General features: G+C 29.8%; 19 protein-coding genes. 17 read left to right on the top strand and 2 right to left on the bottom strand.

Annotation, left to right across the window (positions count from 1 at the left end):
- Window positions 1-47: 47 nt before the first annotated feature.
- Window positions 48-632: an AAA family ATPase gene (locus tag B5F09_RS05620; RefSeq protein WP_087298598.1), complete on the bottom strand. Its 585-nt coding sequence runs from the start codon at window positions 630-632 to the stop codon at window positions 48-50.
- 169 nt (window positions 633-801) lie between these two features.
- Here B5F09_RS05620 and B5F09_RS05615 point away from each other — a divergent pair, with 169 nt between their 5' ends.
- The 12 genes from B5F09_RS05615 to B5F09_RS05560 all read left to right on the top strand — a co-directional run bounded on the left by B5F09_RS05615 (window position 802) and on the right by B5F09_RS05560 (window position 10634).
- Window positions 802-1551, top strand: a complete 750-nt coding sequence (locus tag B5F09_RS05615) for an MBL fold metallo-hydrolase (RefSeq protein WP_087372440.1) — start codon at window positions 802-804, stop codon at window positions 1549-1551.
- The gene (gene rlmH, locus B5F09_RS05610; protein WP_087372437.1) at window positions 1541-2020 is read left to right on the top strand and encodes a 23S rRNA (pseudouridine(1915)-N(3))-methyltransferase RlmH; all 480 of its coding nucleotides are present in this window, start codon (window positions 1541-1543) and stop codon (window positions 2018-2020) included. The genes B5F09_RS05615 and rlmH overlap by 11 nt, the downstream gene beginning before the upstream one ends.
- A 296-nt stretch (window positions 2021-2316) precedes the next feature.
- Window positions 2317-2595, top strand: coding sequence for a hypothetical protein (locus B5F09_RS05605; protein ID WP_087298595.1), 279 nt, complete (start codon window positions 2317-2319; stop codon window positions 2593-2595).
- A 1-nt stretch (window position 2596) separates the two neighbouring features.
- Window positions 2597-3079, top strand: a complete 483-nt coding sequence (locus tag B5F09_RS05600; RefSeq protein ID WP_087372433.1) for a peptidylprolyl isomerase — start codon at window positions 2597-2599, stop codon at window positions 3077-3079.
- 178 nt (window positions 3080-3257) lie between these two features.
- The gene (locus tag B5F09_RS05595) at window positions 3258-3866 is read left to right on the top strand and encodes a GyrI-like domain-containing protein (protein WP_087372430.1); all 609 of its coding nucleotides are present in this window, start codon (window positions 3258-3260) and stop codon (window positions 3864-3866) included.
- Between the two features lies 1 nt (window position 3867).
- Window positions 3868-4410, top strand: coding sequence for a phosphodiesterase (yfcE, locus tag B5F09_RS05590; protein WP_087298592.1), 543 nt, complete (start codon window positions 3868-3870; stop codon window positions 4408-4410).
- A gap of 126 nt (window positions 4411-4536) precedes the next feature.
- Entirely contained in the window at window positions 4537-4839 is a 303-nt protein-coding gene (locus B5F09_RS05585; RefSeq protein ID WP_087372427.1) for a PTS sugar transporter subunit IIB, read from the top strand.
- A 169-nt stretch (window positions 4840-5008) separates the two neighbouring features.
- Window positions 5009-5725: a GntR family transcriptional regulator gene (locus tag B5F09_RS05580; RefSeq protein WP_087298590.1), complete on the top strand. Its 717-nt coding sequence runs from the start codon at window positions 5009-5011 to the stop codon at window positions 5723-5725.
- 202 nt (window positions 5726-5927) lie between these two features.
- On the top strand, window positions 5928-7283 hold the full coding sequence (locus B5F09_RS05575; protein ID WP_087372425.1) for a PTS sugar transporter subunit IIC: 1356 nt from the start codon (window positions 5928-5930) through the stop codon (window positions 7281-7283).
- Between the two features lie 156 nt (window positions 7284-7439).
- Window positions 7440-7952, top strand: coding sequence for a PH domain-containing protein (locus B5F09_RS05570; protein ID WP_087298588.1), 513 nt, complete (start codon window positions 7440-7442; stop codon window positions 7950-7952).
- A 179-nt stretch (window positions 7953-8131) separates the two neighbouring features.
- Complete coding sequence (locus tag B5F09_RS05565; protein WP_087372422.1) at window positions 8132-10213, top strand: glutamine synthetase III; 2082 nt, start codon at window positions 8132-8134, stop codon at window positions 10211-10213.
- 130 nt (window positions 10214-10343) lie between these two features.
- Window positions 10344-10634, top strand: coding sequence for a hypothetical protein (locus B5F09_RS05560; RefSeq protein WP_087372419.1), 291 nt, complete (start codon window positions 10344-10346; stop codon window positions 10632-10634).
- Here B5F09_RS05560 and B5F09_RS05555 read toward each other — a convergent pair.
- Window positions 10621-11025, bottom strand: a complete 405-nt coding sequence (locus tag B5F09_RS05555; RefSeq protein WP_255375592.1) for a VanZ family protein — start codon at window positions 11023-11025, stop codon at window positions 10621-10623. The two genes, B5F09_RS05560 and B5F09_RS05555, sit on opposite strands and share 14 nt — an antisense overlap.
- Window positions 11026-11261: 236 nt before the next feature.
- Between B5F09_RS05555 and B5F09_RS05550 the strand changes: the two genes are divergently transcribed.
- The 5 genes from B5F09_RS05550 to B5F09_RS05530 all read left to right on the top strand — a co-directional run bounded on the left by B5F09_RS05550 (window position 11262) and on the right by B5F09_RS05530 (window position 14100).
- On the top strand, window positions 11262-11564 hold the full coding sequence (locus B5F09_RS05550) for a PepSY domain-containing protein (RefSeq protein ID WP_087372413.1): 303 nt from the start codon (window positions 11262-11264) through the stop codon (window positions 11562-11564).
- Between the two features lie 5 nt (window positions 11565-11569).
- Window positions 11570-12223 carry a response regulator transcription factor gene (locus tag B5F09_RS05545; RefSeq protein WP_087372410.1) on the top strand — a complete coding sequence of 218 codons (654 nt, stop codon included), beginning with the start codon at window positions 11570-11572 and terminating at the stop codon, window positions 12221-12223.
- Window positions 12220-13278 (top strand): cell wall metabolism sensor histidine kinase WalK, encoded by a 1059-nt coding sequence (locus B5F09_RS05540; RefSeq protein ID WP_087372407.1) that lies wholly within the window; start codon window positions 12220-12222, stop codon window positions 13276-13278. Before B5F09_RS05545 ends, B5F09_RS05540 begins: the two co-directional genes overlap by 4 nt.
- A 1-nt stretch (window position 13279) precedes the next feature.
- Window positions 13280-13783, top strand: coding sequence for a PepSY domain-containing protein (locus tag B5F09_RS05535; RefSeq protein ID WP_087372404.1), 504 nt, complete (start codon window positions 13280-13282; stop codon window positions 13781-13783).
- 101 nt (window positions 13784-13884) lie between these two features.
- Window positions 13885-14100, top strand: coding sequence for a MarR family transcriptional regulator (locus tag B5F09_RS05530; protein WP_087372401.1), 216 nt, complete (start codon window positions 13885-13887; stop codon window positions 14098-14100).
- Window positions 14101-14181: the final 81 nt, after the last annotated feature.

Raw genomic sequence — 14181 nt, 5'->3', positions numbered from 1 at the left:
CTTATTTAAATTGGTTTTAAATAAGCATAGAAAAGCATATTTGTTGTTTATTTTTTATCTTGAAGATAAATATCAGCGATAATTTGGGCAACTCGTTCGATACCTAAATCACTATTGATTGTTAAATCAAAGTTTTTTAAATGACCCCATTTTTTAGTGGTATAGTAGTTATAATAATTACTACGTCCTTTATCGCGCTTCATGACATATTTTTTATAATCATCATGTTGTTCTTTATATACTTCTTTAACACGATGGATTCTTGACTCTAATGGGGCGTGAATAAAGATGGTTAAAACATCATCATAATCTTCTAAAATATAGTCGGCACATCCGTTAACAATGATACATGAATCATGATTAGCTAGATGGCGTATGATTTTAGATTGCATAACAAAAACTTGGTCATTTAAAGGTAAGCTGAACGCTGCTGACGACATTGTATACATAAAGCTTGAAGATTTTTGTTCAGAAACTTTACGAATTGCATCAACATCCATTCCCATTTCTTTTGCCGCTAAATCAATTACTTCATTATCGTAGTAGAATAAACCAACTTTTTCGGCTACTTTTTGTGCAATTAAGCGACCCCCAGAACCGTATTCTCTGGCAATTGTAATTATTCTAGGCATAATAAATCCCCCTTTATTTAATATTTTATCACAAATGATAGTAATGATGATACTTTTTTTATTTATAGAAATAATTTACGTTAAAATTAAATTTGCATTTTGATGAGATTAAAATAATTGTTTTTATTTATGTTTATTTGTATAATATTGTAAATAAAGAGGAGGAAAAATGGAATTTCATGTATTAGCAAGCGGTTCAAAGGGAAATAGTACTTTTATTTTTGACCATGGGGTTGGCATTTTGATAGATTGTGGTATCACTAGGAAACAATTGTTATTCAAATTAAAAAGTCTGGGTTTTGATGAAAGCAATATTAATGTTGTTTTATTAACTCATGATCATTATGACCATAATAAAAATATTGGTATTTTTGACACTAAAATCTGTTTTTGTGGAAAAGGGTGTATAAAAGATGTTGACGATAGCCATATTTTAAAGCCATATCAAGAAATACAGTTAAGTGGATATAAAATATTGCCCTTAAGTATTTCTCATGATGCAACAAGCCCATTGGCTTTTGTAATTGAAGGGAGTAAAGAAAATATTTTATATATGACTGATACTGGTTATGTATCGCAAAAAAATCGTCAGTATCTTTACAATCTAAATTATTATATTATTGAAAGTAATCATGATATTGAGATGTTAATGGCAACTAAACGACCATTTTTTTTAAAACAAAGAATACAAAGTGACACTGGGCATTTAAACAATGAATACAGTGCTCGATTGATGGTTGAGATGATTGGGGATAAAACTAAGGAAATTGTTTTAGCACATTTAAGTGAAGAAGCCAATACAAAAGAAAAAGCTTTGGCTACCTATCATCAGATTTTTATCGAAAATGGTGTTGATTTTGAAAATATTAAAGTAGCTAGTCAAGTTGATGTAGTTAGTGGAGGCAAACGTGAAGATTAAAATTATTTGTGTTGGAAAATTAAAAGAAAAGTATTTAGTAGCAGGAATAAAAGAATATTTAAAAAGATTGCAAGCATATTGTAAAGTTGAAGTATATGAAGTTAGCGATGAAAGTATTCCTAATAACTGTTCTTTGTCTGAGGAGGCAATTATAAAGGCTAAAGAAGGACGAAGGATGTTAGATAAAATCAAACAAGATGATTATGTTATTTTATTGGATGTTGATGGAAAACAGTTAGATTCAGTTGAGTTAGCTAACAATATGGAAAGTGCAATGATTTCAGGAAAAAGTACGATTGATTTTGTTATTGGTGGTTCTTTAGGCCATGGTGAAGAAATATTAGATCGAGCTGATTTACGCTTAAGTTTTTCAAAAATGACTTTTCCGCATCAATTAATGCGTTTGGTTTTGGTAGAGCAAATTTATCGAGCATTTAAAATTATGAAAAATGAGCCGTATCATAAATAATTAAATAATTTAAAAAGTAAAAATAAATGATGGATAAGGGCAACAAAGTGCCCCTTTTTGCAGTAAAAAATGTATTTCATAAATGAAGGATAGATTAGCAAATATATTATTCTTAAATTTCTATCTTTTTATCAAAAATTACATAAGTATTAAAAAAATTATGATTTAATTAGTTGTGATAAAATTAATAAGTAAAAATTATATTTGTGATAATTGGATATGTTTAAGATATTTTAAATAGAAGTTGTTTTATTAAGTGTAAGCATGATATGATATGAAAAAAGGAGGCGTTGACTGTGGAAGTTGTTTTGGTAATTAGCATGTTTGTTTGTACAGCTTTAGCGTTAAACTTTCTGGTGAATGGAAAACATAAGTTATCAGGAACGTTTGAAGTTATAAATTTGTGTTTGATCGTAGCGACAGCATATCAATTTAAATTGGTTGATACGATTATTTGGGTATTAATAGTATTGGCACTTATTATTCTTGTTTTATTATTTTTAAATAAGAAAAGAAAAGATAAGAAAATGCAAAGTGAATTAATTGAAGCGAGAATTGTTGATAAAGGAGAATAAAATGGAAACTGTAAATATTGTAATTGAAATGGAAAATGGAGATGTAATGAAAGGAGAATTATATCCTGAAGTTGCACCAATAACTGTAAAGAATTTTTTAGATTTAATTGATCAAGATTTTTATGCAGGATTAATTTTTCACCGCGTTATTCCTGGATTTATGATTCAAGGAGGTGGATATGATGCAAGTTTTAACCATCATGAAGCACCAAGTATTAAAGGCGAGTTTAGCAGTAATGGCGTGAAAAATGATTTGTTACATACTCGTGGAGTACTATCAATGGCACGAACAATGATACCAGATTCGGCATCATCACAATTTTTTATTATGCACGAAGCAGCACCACATTTAGATGGTGAATATGCAGCATTTGGTAAAATTACTGATGGATTGGAAGTAGTTGATAAAATTGCTAATGCGTCAAGAAATTTTCAAGATTGCCCAAATGAGCCAATTGTGATTAAAACAATTAAACGTGCTTAAAATGGAAAATAAGTTTGGATAGCAGGCTTTAATAACGTAGAGGTAGTAACTAACCGGATGATATGAATACTAGCTTCTTTTATAGAAGCTAGTATTTTTGTGAATTGAAACTTTACGATTTTTAAGTGGTAATTTTAGGCAAAAGTTATATAATAGTTTAAAGATAGGGGATGATGCGATGGATAAATATGATATTAAAAAGAAATATTCACAATTGTATCGAGCTACGACTAAAAAAATAAGCCGATTAATGGTGCCTAAAATGAAATACATTGCTGTTGATGGGGTTGGAAATCCTACCGTTGCAGAATTTAAACTTAAGTCAGAACTGATGTTTAGCTTAAATAAAATTTTAAAAGAATATTATTTAATGGAAAATATTCGATTTAGTGGTGCTAAACTTGAAGGAATTTGGGATACGTATGATAACAGTCATTTTGATGTAACACGTAAAAAAATGATTAAGTATACATTATTGATGCCTCAACCTGATATATTAACAAATGAGATGCTTGAGGAGGCTAAAGCAAAATTGTTTAGTAAAACAGAGAGTTTTTTTTCTTTGGATATTTATTTAAAGGAATTCGAAGAAGGGGAATGTTTACAGATGTTACATATTGGTCCCTATAACACAGAAATAAATTCTACTAAAAAGTTAATGGAGTATATTACGGTAGCTAATTTAAAATTAAGTGGATTTCATCATGAAATATATTTAAATAATCCTAAAAAAGTAGCACCTGAAGATTTAAAAACTATAGTACGTTATCCGGTGGAGGGGAATTAAAATGAAATTAATGTTTATATCCGATATACATGGATCATATTATTATTTAAATAAAGCACTAGAAGCTTATTATAATGAAAAGCCTGATAAGTTAATTTTATTAGGCGATTTATTATATCACGGGCCTCGTAATGATTTACCGAAAGAATATGCACCTAAGAAGGTTATACCTGTTTTGAATGATTTAAAGAATACAATTATTGCTGTTAGAGGAAATTGTGACGCAGAAGTTGATCAGATGGTTCTTGATTTCCCGATGATGGCAGATTATGCAACAATTGATGTTGATGGACATCATTTCTTTTTAAGTCATGGTCATTTATTTAATGAAGAAAATTTACCTAATTTAAATGAAGGTGATATTTTTGTTTATGGTCATATTCATAGACCAGTAGCTAAGTGCGAAAATGGGATTTATATTATAAATCCATCATCAATTTCTTTGCCTAAAGAGGGAAGGAATAGTTATGGTATTTATGAAGATGATAAATTTATTATTAAAGAATTTGATAATACAATTGTAAAGGAAATTATAATTAAATAAATATAAGAAATATTAGTAACACGCGTCAAAAATATTTAATAAAATTGATAGAAATAATATATGAAAGTGTTATAATATAAGTACATAGAAAACTAAATAATTAGATGTGAAAGGAGTAATTTTTTTATGTACAAAATTTTATTGGTATGTAATGCTGGAATGTCTACAAGCATGCTAGTACAAAGAATGGAAAAAGCTGCTGAAGCTGATGGTATTGATGCTAAAATCATTGCTTTACCAATTACAGATGCAGCTACTCAATTGGATGAATGGGATGTTATAATGTTAGGCCCACAAGTTCGTCATGAATTAAAAGGATTAAAAACAAAAACAACTACACCTGTAGAAGTAATCGAAATGCGCGATTATGGAATGATGAATGGTGAAAATGTATTAAAAGCAGCAATTAAAGTTATTGATTCTAAATAATAGTTATCTATAAAAAGCCCTAATGGGCTTTTTTGTTTTGTTTAAAAAATGCAAGTTCTTAATGTTTTTTTATTGATTGATTTATCTAGATGTTAAATAATTAAAAAGTCCGTGCAAATTTATTAAAAGTATGGTATTTTTAAATTAGAGAGCAGCTAGGAGGGGTATCATGGTAAAATACATCGAAATTGCAGATGATATTAGATCCAAGATAAAAGGTGGCAAATACACCTATGGACAAAAACTCCCATATGAATATGTATTATGTGTGACATATCATTGTAATAAAGAAACAATGAAAAAAGCTCTGGATATTTTGGTTAAAGAGGGATTGATAATTAGAAGACGAGGGGCTGGAACTTTTGTTAAGGATTATGATCCGTCTTCTGATTCGCCTAATAAAGCTAATCTTTTTACTAAAGGATTGACACAACGTTATGAAGGAATTAAAAAAATTGAAACAGAGGTAATTGTTTTTGAAGTTATTCCAAGCGATGAGCATATATCGAAAAAATTACAAATTGAAGAAGGTTCGTTTGTTTATCATATTATAAGATTTAGAAAGCTAGACAATCGACCCTATGCTTTGGAAATTATTTATATGCCAATATCAGTAATTCCTAATTTAAAACTGGAACATTTAAAATCATCAATTTATCGATATATTGAAAAAGATTTAAAACTAAAAATCCAAAGCGCTCATAAAAAAGTTCGTGGGCATTTATCATCACCTTTAGAACAACAATATTTAGGACTAAAGGAAACGGATCCGTATTTTGAAGTTGAACAGATAGCGTACTTAAGTACTGGCGTAATTTTCGAGTATTCATTTTCAAGGTTCCATTATAATGATTTTGAGTTACAAACTGTTACAGTTGCTACGTAAAACGCTACATTTATGTAAGCGTTTTTAATTTTTTTTCAAAAAAATATACGGTTAAAAACCCTCAATATACCAATGTTTTTTTAGTCGATACCGGTTTTATTTTTAAAAGTATGGTACTTTTAATTGCAAAAAGCATTGACTTTTTGGCAATTAAATTTTATACTTATATTGTCAATAGATATTTTAAGGGAGGAAAAAATATATGGACAAAATGGCAGATGTCCTTGGACGTGTTGGTGCGTGGTGTGGACAAAACAAGTATTTATCTGCAATTAAAAATGCGTTCCAAACTTTCATGCCTTTAACTATTGCCGGTGCGATAGGGGTATTATGGTGCAACGTATTAGTTAACGCAGATTCTGGGTTAGGTATGTTCTGGGAACCAATCATGGCTCTTGATTTTATTAACCCAGCATTCTCAGCAATTCAATTTGCTACAATTTCATGTATCACAGTTGGTATCACTTTTGGTATCGCTCAAGAAATTGGTGAATCAAATGGTGAAACTGGATACTTCGCAGGTTTATTAGGACTTGCTTGCTGGTTAGCAGTAACTCAAAATAGTTTTGGTAACTATGCATTAGTAGAAGGTGCTGATAAAGCAGCAAAAGTAGTATTAAATGATTCAGGTGCAATGACAGTGTTCGCTGGTCTAAGTGGAAATACCTTAGGTGCAACTGGTCTATTTACAGGTATGATTATTGGTGTTGTTTCAGTTGAAATCTTCTGTGCATTACGTAAAGTTGATAAATTGAAATTAAAAATGCCTGAATCAGTTCCACCTGGTGTTGCTCGTGCATTCGAAGTATTAATTCCTGCATGTATTACTTTAATCATTATTGCAGTTATTGGACGCTTAGCTGAAATGGCAACTGGTCAATACTTGAATGACTTGATCTCTACTTATATTCAAGGTCCTTTAGGTTCAATTGGTGCTACAGTTCCAGGTGTTATCGTTATTTATTTATTAATCATGTTATTCTGGTTAGTTGGTATCCATGGTAACAACATGTTATCAGCTGTAAAAGAAGCTTTATTTACTCCAATTATGCTTAAAAATATTGAAACTTTCTCAAAAACTAACGATGCTTATAGCGATGAATTAGGAATTTTCGCAATGGCTTGGTTACAAATGTTCGGTGAATTCGGTGGTTCTGGGGTTACAATCGGTTTAGTTATCTCAATCTTAGTATTCGGTAAACGTGAAGATAACCGTACAATCGCAGGTATCTCTTCAGTTCCAGCATTATTCAACATTAACGAAACTGTTACATTTGGTATCCCAATGGTATTAAACCCAATCTTAGGTATTCCATTCGTATTGGCTCCAATTGCAACTATCGTTGTTGGTTATATTTTAACAGTTATTGGCTTCTGTCCAAAAGCAGTTATCAATACTCCTTGGACAACTCCACCTATCTTACATGGTTTCTTAACTACAGGTGCCAATGTAATGGGTGCAGTTTCTCAAGCAATTGCTTTGGTTGTATCTATCGTAATCTATGCACCATTCTTAATTGCATACGAAAGATTCCAAAACAAACAAGCTGCAGAATAAAAATAATATGTTTGAAAGGAAAGACGGAGTTTCCGTCTTTCTTTTATTTAATAATATAGCAGCTATAAGTTATGGGTTTGGGATAATTTATAATTGCTATAATGTTTTAGGTACGATATAATATTATAGTAAATATTTTTTAGAAGAGAGGTTATTATGAAAAAAATAGAATTTAAACGGGCGTTAAATCCGGCAATTTTATATTTTGAAATATTTTATATAATATATGTGGTTGTAGAATTTATCTTTGGTAATTTAATGAGTGCAATTATTGTAGCTATTTTTGGTATAGCGATAGTAGTTTATTTCAATTTATTTCGTCCTTATAAATATACAATAGAACGTAAAAACTTAATTATTAATCGTCGTCTTGGCAAAGATAAAGAAATTAATCTTCTTACTTGTGAAACAATTTGTGATCCGGTTCCAAAGATGACTAAAATCATTACTAGCCCTCGTGCTTTAGAAATTTATACAGGAAATAAAAAAAGAATTGTTGTTACACCTAGAGATCGTATGAAATTTATTGAAGAAGTTGTTAGAGTTAATAAACGTATTCATGTTCAAAATAAAGAATATGCGGCAACTCATCATTCATATGAAAAGAAACGTAAAAGAAGATTGAAGGAAGAAGCACAAGCTGCTAGAAAGCAGGAAACAAAAAGTTAATATAATAAAAAAGTAATCGCTATGATTACTTTTTTTGTTGATGAATAAATATTATCAGAATAATAAAAAAATATTATTTTAATGTTGACACTAGAAACAACTAACTGTATAATAACGGCATACAAGGCATATATTATATATATATGGTTGTATTGGTAAACTACAAGGGGGAACTTAGAATGGAAGATATGAATAAGTTATTAGAAGATTACGGAATTTTAGCTTTCACTGATGATACAATGAAAGAACGTATTCCTAAATCTATTTACAAAGCTTTTCATGAATCTTTAGATAAAGGTGAAGAATTATCTAAAGAATGTGCTACAGTAATTGCGAACGCAATGAAGATTTGGGCATTGGAACATGGAGCTACTCATTTTTCACACTGGTTTATGCCAATGACAGGTTTAACAGCTGAAAAACATGATGCATTTTTAGAACCAGAAGGATCTAAAGCAGTTTTACAATTTAGTGGTAAAACTTTAAGAAAAGGTGAACCTGATGCTTCATCATTCCCATCTGGTGGCTTAAGAGCAACATTTGAAGCTCGTGGATATACTGCATGGGATTGTACATCACCTGCGTTTGTTAAAGATGGAACACTATATATTCCTACTTTGTTTTGTTCATATACAGGTGAAGCACTAGATAAAAAGACACCATTACTTAGATCATGTGATGCTTTATCTAAAGCGGCATGCCGTTTATTACCATTAATTGGTGTAGATGGAGTAACAAAAGTGTCAGCTTCTGTTGGTGCTGAACAAGAATATTTCTTGGTAGAAGATAAATATTATCAAGAAAGAATGGACTTAAAATTAACAGGTAGAACTTTATTTGGTGCAATGGCACCTAAAGGTCAAGAATTAGAAGATCACTATTTTGGAAGTCTTAAACGTAAAGTTTCTGCTTTCATGAAAGATTTGGATCGTGAATTGTGGAAATATGGTATTCCATCAAAGACTAAACACAATGAAGTTGCTCCTGCTCAACACGAAGTTGCTTGTGTATATACAAAAGTAAATATTACTAGTGACAACAACCATTTGTTAATGCAGATCATGCAGGATGTTGCTAAGGCTCATGGTTTACGTTGTTTATTACATGAAAAACCTTTTGCTGGTGTAAATGGTTCTGGTAAACATAATAACTGGTCTGTTATGACAAATACTGGTATTAATTTATTTGATCCAGGTAGTAATCCAGTTGAAAATAAACCATTTATTGCATCACTTGCATGTACTATTAAAGCGGTTGATGAATATGCTGATTTATTAAGAATGAGTATTGCAAGTGCTGGTAATGATCATCGTTTAGGTGCTAATGAAGCGCCACCAGCAATTATTTCAATGTTTTTAGGAGAAGATTTAAATGCATTAATTGAAGAAATTTGTGATGGTAAAAAGATTAGTAAAATTGATACTGGACGTTTTGCAACTGGGGTTTCAGTTGTTCCAACATTCTCTAAAGATAATACTGATCGTAACCGTACTTCACCATTTGCATTTACTGGAAATAAATTTGAATTTAGAGCAGTTGGTTCTAGTCAATCAATTGCCGGGCCAAATACTATTTTAAATGCTATTTTAGCTGATGAAATGGAAAAAATGGCAGATGAATTAGAAGCTGGAAAAACATTTGATGAAGTTGTTAAAGAATTTATTTCTGAACATAAAAGAATTATCTTTAATGGTGATGGATATTCAGCTGAATGGGAAGAAGAAGCAGCTAGACGTGGTTTATTAAATAATAAAAATACTGTAGATGCTTTAAAATGTTTAAAAGAAGAAAAGAATTTAGAAATGCTTGATCGCTTAGGTGTTTATAGCCGTGTTGAATTAGGTTCTCGTTATGAAATTTTACTTGAAAACTATGTTAAAACAATCCAAGTAGAAGGATTAACAGCGTTAAAGATGGCTAAAACACAAATCTATCCTGCAGTTTGTGATTATTTGAGTAAAGTATCTTCAGAAGTTATTTCTGGAAAAGAAGCGGGTATTGATGTTGGTTTCTTAGTTGATGATGCAAATAAATTAGCAGGATTAATTAAAACAATGAAACAACAAATCGATGTTTTAGATAAAGATATTGCTGATGCTCAAAATATGGATGTAGAAATATTTGAACAAGCAGTTGCATGGCGTGATAATGTATTTAAAGCAATGAATGAATTACGTGAAACTGTAGATACAGTTGAAACATTAGTAGATGCTGACTATTGGCCAATTCCAACATATGTAGATTTACTATTTGGAATTTAAAAATATCTAATTAAATAATATGAAGACATGAGCTTGAGAGTTTCTTTAGGGCTCATGTTTTTTTTTGTTTTTTTTATGGGTGCCTAATAGCATTTTTATAAAAGCGTATAATAATATAAGGAGGTAAGACATGTATCTTCCAAGTATTGATTCGTTGAGTTTTACAGGGATAGCTGTTATTCTTGGTTTTTTTTTTACTAATGAGTTTTCAGTAAATGAACAAGCGGCATTAGGAGCCTGGTTTAATGTAATTGGTGATATTTTATCATCAAATGCAGCCTGGCAGGCAGTATTAAATGAGCGTTTTGAAGATAAAGAAAAGGATGATGAAGATAGTTTGACTGTAATTAAAGAGGCTTTAGAAAAGTTAAAAGATAAAGTTGAAAAGTGGGAAAAAGAAAATGAACCTAATAATCATTAGATTCATTTTTTCTTTTTTGCCATAAATAAAGAAACAGTAGCATAATTAAACAGCCAGTACTATCAATTATAATATCAGTGAATTGACCACTTCTGCCACTAATAAACAATTGGTGAAATTCATCGCTACAAGCATATAAAAAAGAAATTAAAAATGTTATTTGGAATATAATTCTTTTATTAAAAGCAATTTTAATTAGTGCGTAATATGTAAATAATGCTAGGATAGCATATTCACTCATATGAGCTAGTTTACGGATTAGAAATGTTAATGTTTCTTTATCGATATTTATAAATTGTAAAATTATATTAGCAAAAAAATTGCTTTGTGATGAAGAGTCGTTACCGTTAGTATTCGACATTATAAAAATAAAAATCATCCAAATAATCATCGGTAAAAAGTATCTTATTTTTTTCATGGAAATAATTATAGTAGATATTGCAAAATATGACAAGTTTTTAATGAAGAAATCGTTTAGTTTGATAGTATTAGTGATTAAGTGATAAAATTAAGATATTAAAGGGAAAAGATGTATGTTTATGAGAAAATTCTCATTTAATTATTATGTGTTTTTAAGCAAAAACAATTAAAATTAAGTTATGATATAGATGTAAAGGAGGAAATGAGATGGAAAAATTGTTAAGGTATAAAAAACAAGTAGTTATTATAGCTGTTTTGTTAATAGTTCTAATTGTTTTTTCAGGAATATATATTTTGAATACAACTTTAAACAATATTAACTGTTCTAAAAGTGAAGCACACATGATCGCTTTAAATCATTTTCCTGGATCAATAATATCCTCTGAAATTGAATATGATAACTTAGAAATAATATATGAAATTGCAATTCGTGACCAGAATTTAGAAGTAATAGATGTAAAAGTTAGTGCAAAAACTAGTGAAATTATCGGTTATGAATATAAGGAGTGATAAAAATGGCTATACTAATAGTAGAAGATGAAAAAAATATGTCTAATTTATTAAAGTTAGAATTAACGCATAGCGGCTATCAATGTGATCAGGCTTTTGATGGTGAAGATGGATTAAAAAAATCATTAGAGAATGATTATGAATTAATACTTTTAGACTTGATGTTGCCAAGGATAAACGGAATAGAGCTATGTCGCCAATTACGTGAAAAAAAACAAACACCAGTAATTATGTTGACAGCACGTGATGAAGTAATGGATAAAGTAAATGGTTTGCAAGTAGGAGCAGATGATTATTTAGCTAAACCATTTGCAATGGAAGAATTGTTGGCAAGAATTAATGCTTTATTAAGACGAGTAAATATGCAAAATAAAGTTAATGAGTATGTTTATGGACAAATAAAAATGATTATTGATAAGCGGCAGGCTTTTTATCAAGAACGTGAAGTAACTCTAACGACTACTGAATTTGATTTGTTAGCTCTATTAGTAAAAAATGGTGGTAAAGTGGTCAGTCGTAATGATATTCTTGATCAGGTTTGGGGTTATGATGGTGATGTTTCGACTAATGTTGTTGAAGTATATATTCGGTATTTGCGTAATAAAATGAAAGGTATTCCAATCGAAACAGTTCGTGGAGTAGGGTATCGTTTGGGATGAAAAAAAAGTCATTTCGATTTCAATTAATTAGTTCAACATCATTAATTATTATGAGTGTAATTGTTTTGTTTAGTTTAATTCTTGTACTTTATATGGTTTATTATTTGTTGATTGTCGGCCGTATCTATGCGATGGATGAAGATCTAGCAATTCCTATTGCAGGGGTAGTAATAGTTCTTTTACTAATTTTGTTGGTTGTAGCATTAGTCACAAGTATTATTTGTGGAGTTGTAATTAGCAAGCGTTTTTTAAAAACGGTAGAACAATTTACTAATAATATTCAAAAAATAAAAAGCGATGGTTTTGAACATCGTCTAAAAATTGAAGGAAATGATGAACTAGCAATGTTAGGACGAGAATTTAATGAGACAATTAGTTTAGCACATCAAGCATTAAAACAACAAGATCAATTTGTAAGTGATGCATCACACGAATTAAAAACACCACTTGCAATTATTAAAGGAAACATTGAAATGTTGCAGCGCTGGGGTAAAGATGACCCGGAAATTCTAAATAATGGTTTAGAGGTTGCTCATAGTGAAGTTGAACGTTTAGCGCAATTATGTAATGAATTATTACATTTAACAAGAGAGATGAAGATTCAATGTGATAATCCAATTGAAGTAGGACCAATTGTTGAAGAAATTGTAAATAATTTTAAAGAAATGCATCCAGAATTTGAGTATGTAATTACAATAAATTCAACTGATCAAGTTTGGATGCAACCAGAGCATTTGAAACAATTATTAATCATTTTGATAGATAATGCGATTAAATATGCACGAGATGATTCTAAAAAAATTGAAATATCTTATGATTCATTAAAATTAAAAGTAAAAGATTACGGCATTGGAATAGATGCTGATAAAATTGAATATATATTTGATCGTTTTTATCGGGCAGATGAATCAAGAGCCCAAAATAATAACAATTTTGGATTAGGACTGGCAATTGCTAAAAGAGTTTGTAGCAGTTATGGGTATTCATTAGAAGTTGCCAGTACGATAAATGAATATACTGAATTTACAATAACATTTATAAGGAGTAGTGAATGATATGAAAAAATTAGCAAGTTTAGTTTTATTAGGATTAGTATTAGTAGGATGTAGTAATAGCGGTAGTGGTGATGTTATGACGATGGAAGAAGCCCAAAAAATAGCTTTAGAAGAAGTAGATGGTGAAGTTATTAAATCAAGCGAAGATCGTGATGATGGAAGAACATATTATGAGTTTGAAATTGTAACTGATAGTGAAAAATATGATTTAGAAATAGATGGTGAAAGTGGTGATATTGTTAAAAAAGAAAAAGATGATGATTATGTAGCTAATCAAAACACAACTAATAATCAAACTAATCAAACAACTATTACCGAAGACGAGGCTAAGAAGATAGCTACAGATCGGATTGGTGGTAGTGGTGAATTTGTTAGATGTGAATTAGATAATGATGACGGTGTTTTAAAATATGAAATTGAAATAATTAAAGATAACACTGAATATGATATAGATGTTGATGCCACAACTGGTGAAATTACAAAATACGAAGAAGATCGACGTTAAACTATCCAGATAATTGGATAGTTTTTCTTTTTGTTTAATTGTTGATAAAATAAACTGTTTATTATATAATAGTTTAAAATTAAACTATTCGAGGTGAAAGAATGAAAACATTTAGTCTAACTATTTATTCATACATATTGAAATATTATAATAGTTTATTTGATGATTTGATAAAGGAGTATCAAATATCTCAAATTGAAATTGATATCTTAGCTTTTTTAGCAAATAATCCTGAATATCATTATGCTCAAGAAATTGTTGATGTTCGTGGTATTTCTAAAGCTCATGTTGAATATTTCACTTTAAAAATCGAATAGTGTTACTTGTTTGATGTCGTCATCACACCAGTGTGATGACGATTTTTCTTTTATTTTTGTTTTTCCTTTTTACAATAGAAT

Source organism: Erysipelatoclostridium sp. An173 (assembly GCF_002160495.1).
GTDB lineage: Bacteria > Bacillota_I > Bacilli_A > Erysipelotrichales > Coprobacillaceae > Thomasclavelia > Thomasclavelia merdavium.
The sequence above is the reverse complement of the archived record's forward strand: the minus strand, read 5'-3'. Positions and strand labels throughout refer to the sequence as shown.

What these genes read in the sequence shown, in the direction of transcription:
- B5F09_RS05560 (WP_087372419.1), top strand. Translation starts at nt 10,344, where the DNA reads ATGTATCTTCCAAGTATTGATTCGTTGAGTTTTACAGGGATAGCTGTT.
- B5F09_RS05570 (WP_087298588.1), top strand. Translation starts at nt 7,440, where the DNA reads ATGAAAAAAATAGAATTTAAACGGGCGTTAAATCCGGCAATTTTATAT.
- B5F09_RS05580 (WP_087298590.1), top strand. Translation starts at nt 5,009, where the DNA reads ATGGTAAAATACATCGAAATTGCAGATGATATTAGATCCAAGATAAAA.
- B5F09_RS05575 (WP_087372425.1), top strand. Translation starts at nt 5,928, where the DNA reads ATGGACAAAATGGCAGATGTCCTTGGACGTGTTGGTGCGTGGTGTGGA.
- B5F09_RS05555 (WP_255375592.1), bottom strand. Translation starts at nt 11,025, where the DNA reads ATGATTATTTGGATGATTTTTATTTTTATAATGTCGAATACTAACGGT.
- B5F09_RS05585 (WP_087372427.1), top strand. Translation starts at nt 4,537, where the DNA reads ATGTACAAAATTTTATTGGTATGTAATGCTGGAATGTCTACAAGCATG.
- B5F09_RS05545 (WP_087372410.1), top strand. Translation starts at nt 11,570, where the DNA reads ATGGCTATACTAATAGTAGAAGATGAAAAAAATATGTCTAATTTATTA.
- B5F09_RS05620 (WP_087298598.1), bottom strand. Translation starts at nt 632, where the DNA reads ATGCCTAGAATAATTACAATTGCCAGAGAATACGGTTCTGGGGGTCGC.
- B5F09_RS05615 (WP_087372440.1), top strand. Translation starts at nt 802, where the DNA reads ATGGAATTTCATGTATTAGCAAGCGGTTCAAAGGGAAATAGTACTTTT.
- B5F09_RS05530 (WP_087372401.1), top strand. Translation starts at nt 13,885, where the DNA reads ATGAAAACATTTAGTCTAACTATTTATTCATACATATTGAAATATTAT.
- B5F09_RS05595 (WP_087372430.1), top strand. Translation starts at nt 3,258, where the DNA reads ATGGATAAATATGATATTAAAAAGAAATATTCACAATTGTATCGAGCT.
- B5F09_RS05540 (WP_087372407.1), top strand. Translation starts at nt 12,220, where the DNA reads ATGAAAAAAAAGTCATTTCGATTTCAATTAATTAGTTCAACATCATTA.
- B5F09_RS05535 (WP_087372404.1), top strand. Translation starts at nt 13,280, where the DNA reads ATGAAAAAATTAGCAAGTTTAGTTTTATTAGGATTAGTATTAGTAGGA.
- B5F09_RS05565 (WP_087372422.1), top strand. Translation starts at nt 8,132, where the DNA reads ATGGAAGATATGAATAAGTTATTAGAAGATTACGGAATTTTAGCTTTC.
- yfcE (WP_087298592.1), top strand. Translation starts at nt 3,868, where the DNA reads ATGAAATTAATGTTTATATCCGATATACATGGATCATATTATTATTTA.
- B5F09_RS05600 (WP_087372433.1), top strand. Translation starts at nt 2,597, where the DNA reads ATGGAAACTGTAAATATTGTAATTGAAATGGAAAATGGAGATGTAATG.
- B5F09_RS05550 (WP_087372413.1), top strand. Translation starts at nt 11,262, where the DNA reads ATGGAAAAATTGTTAAGGTATAAAAAACAAGTAGTTATTATAGCTGTT.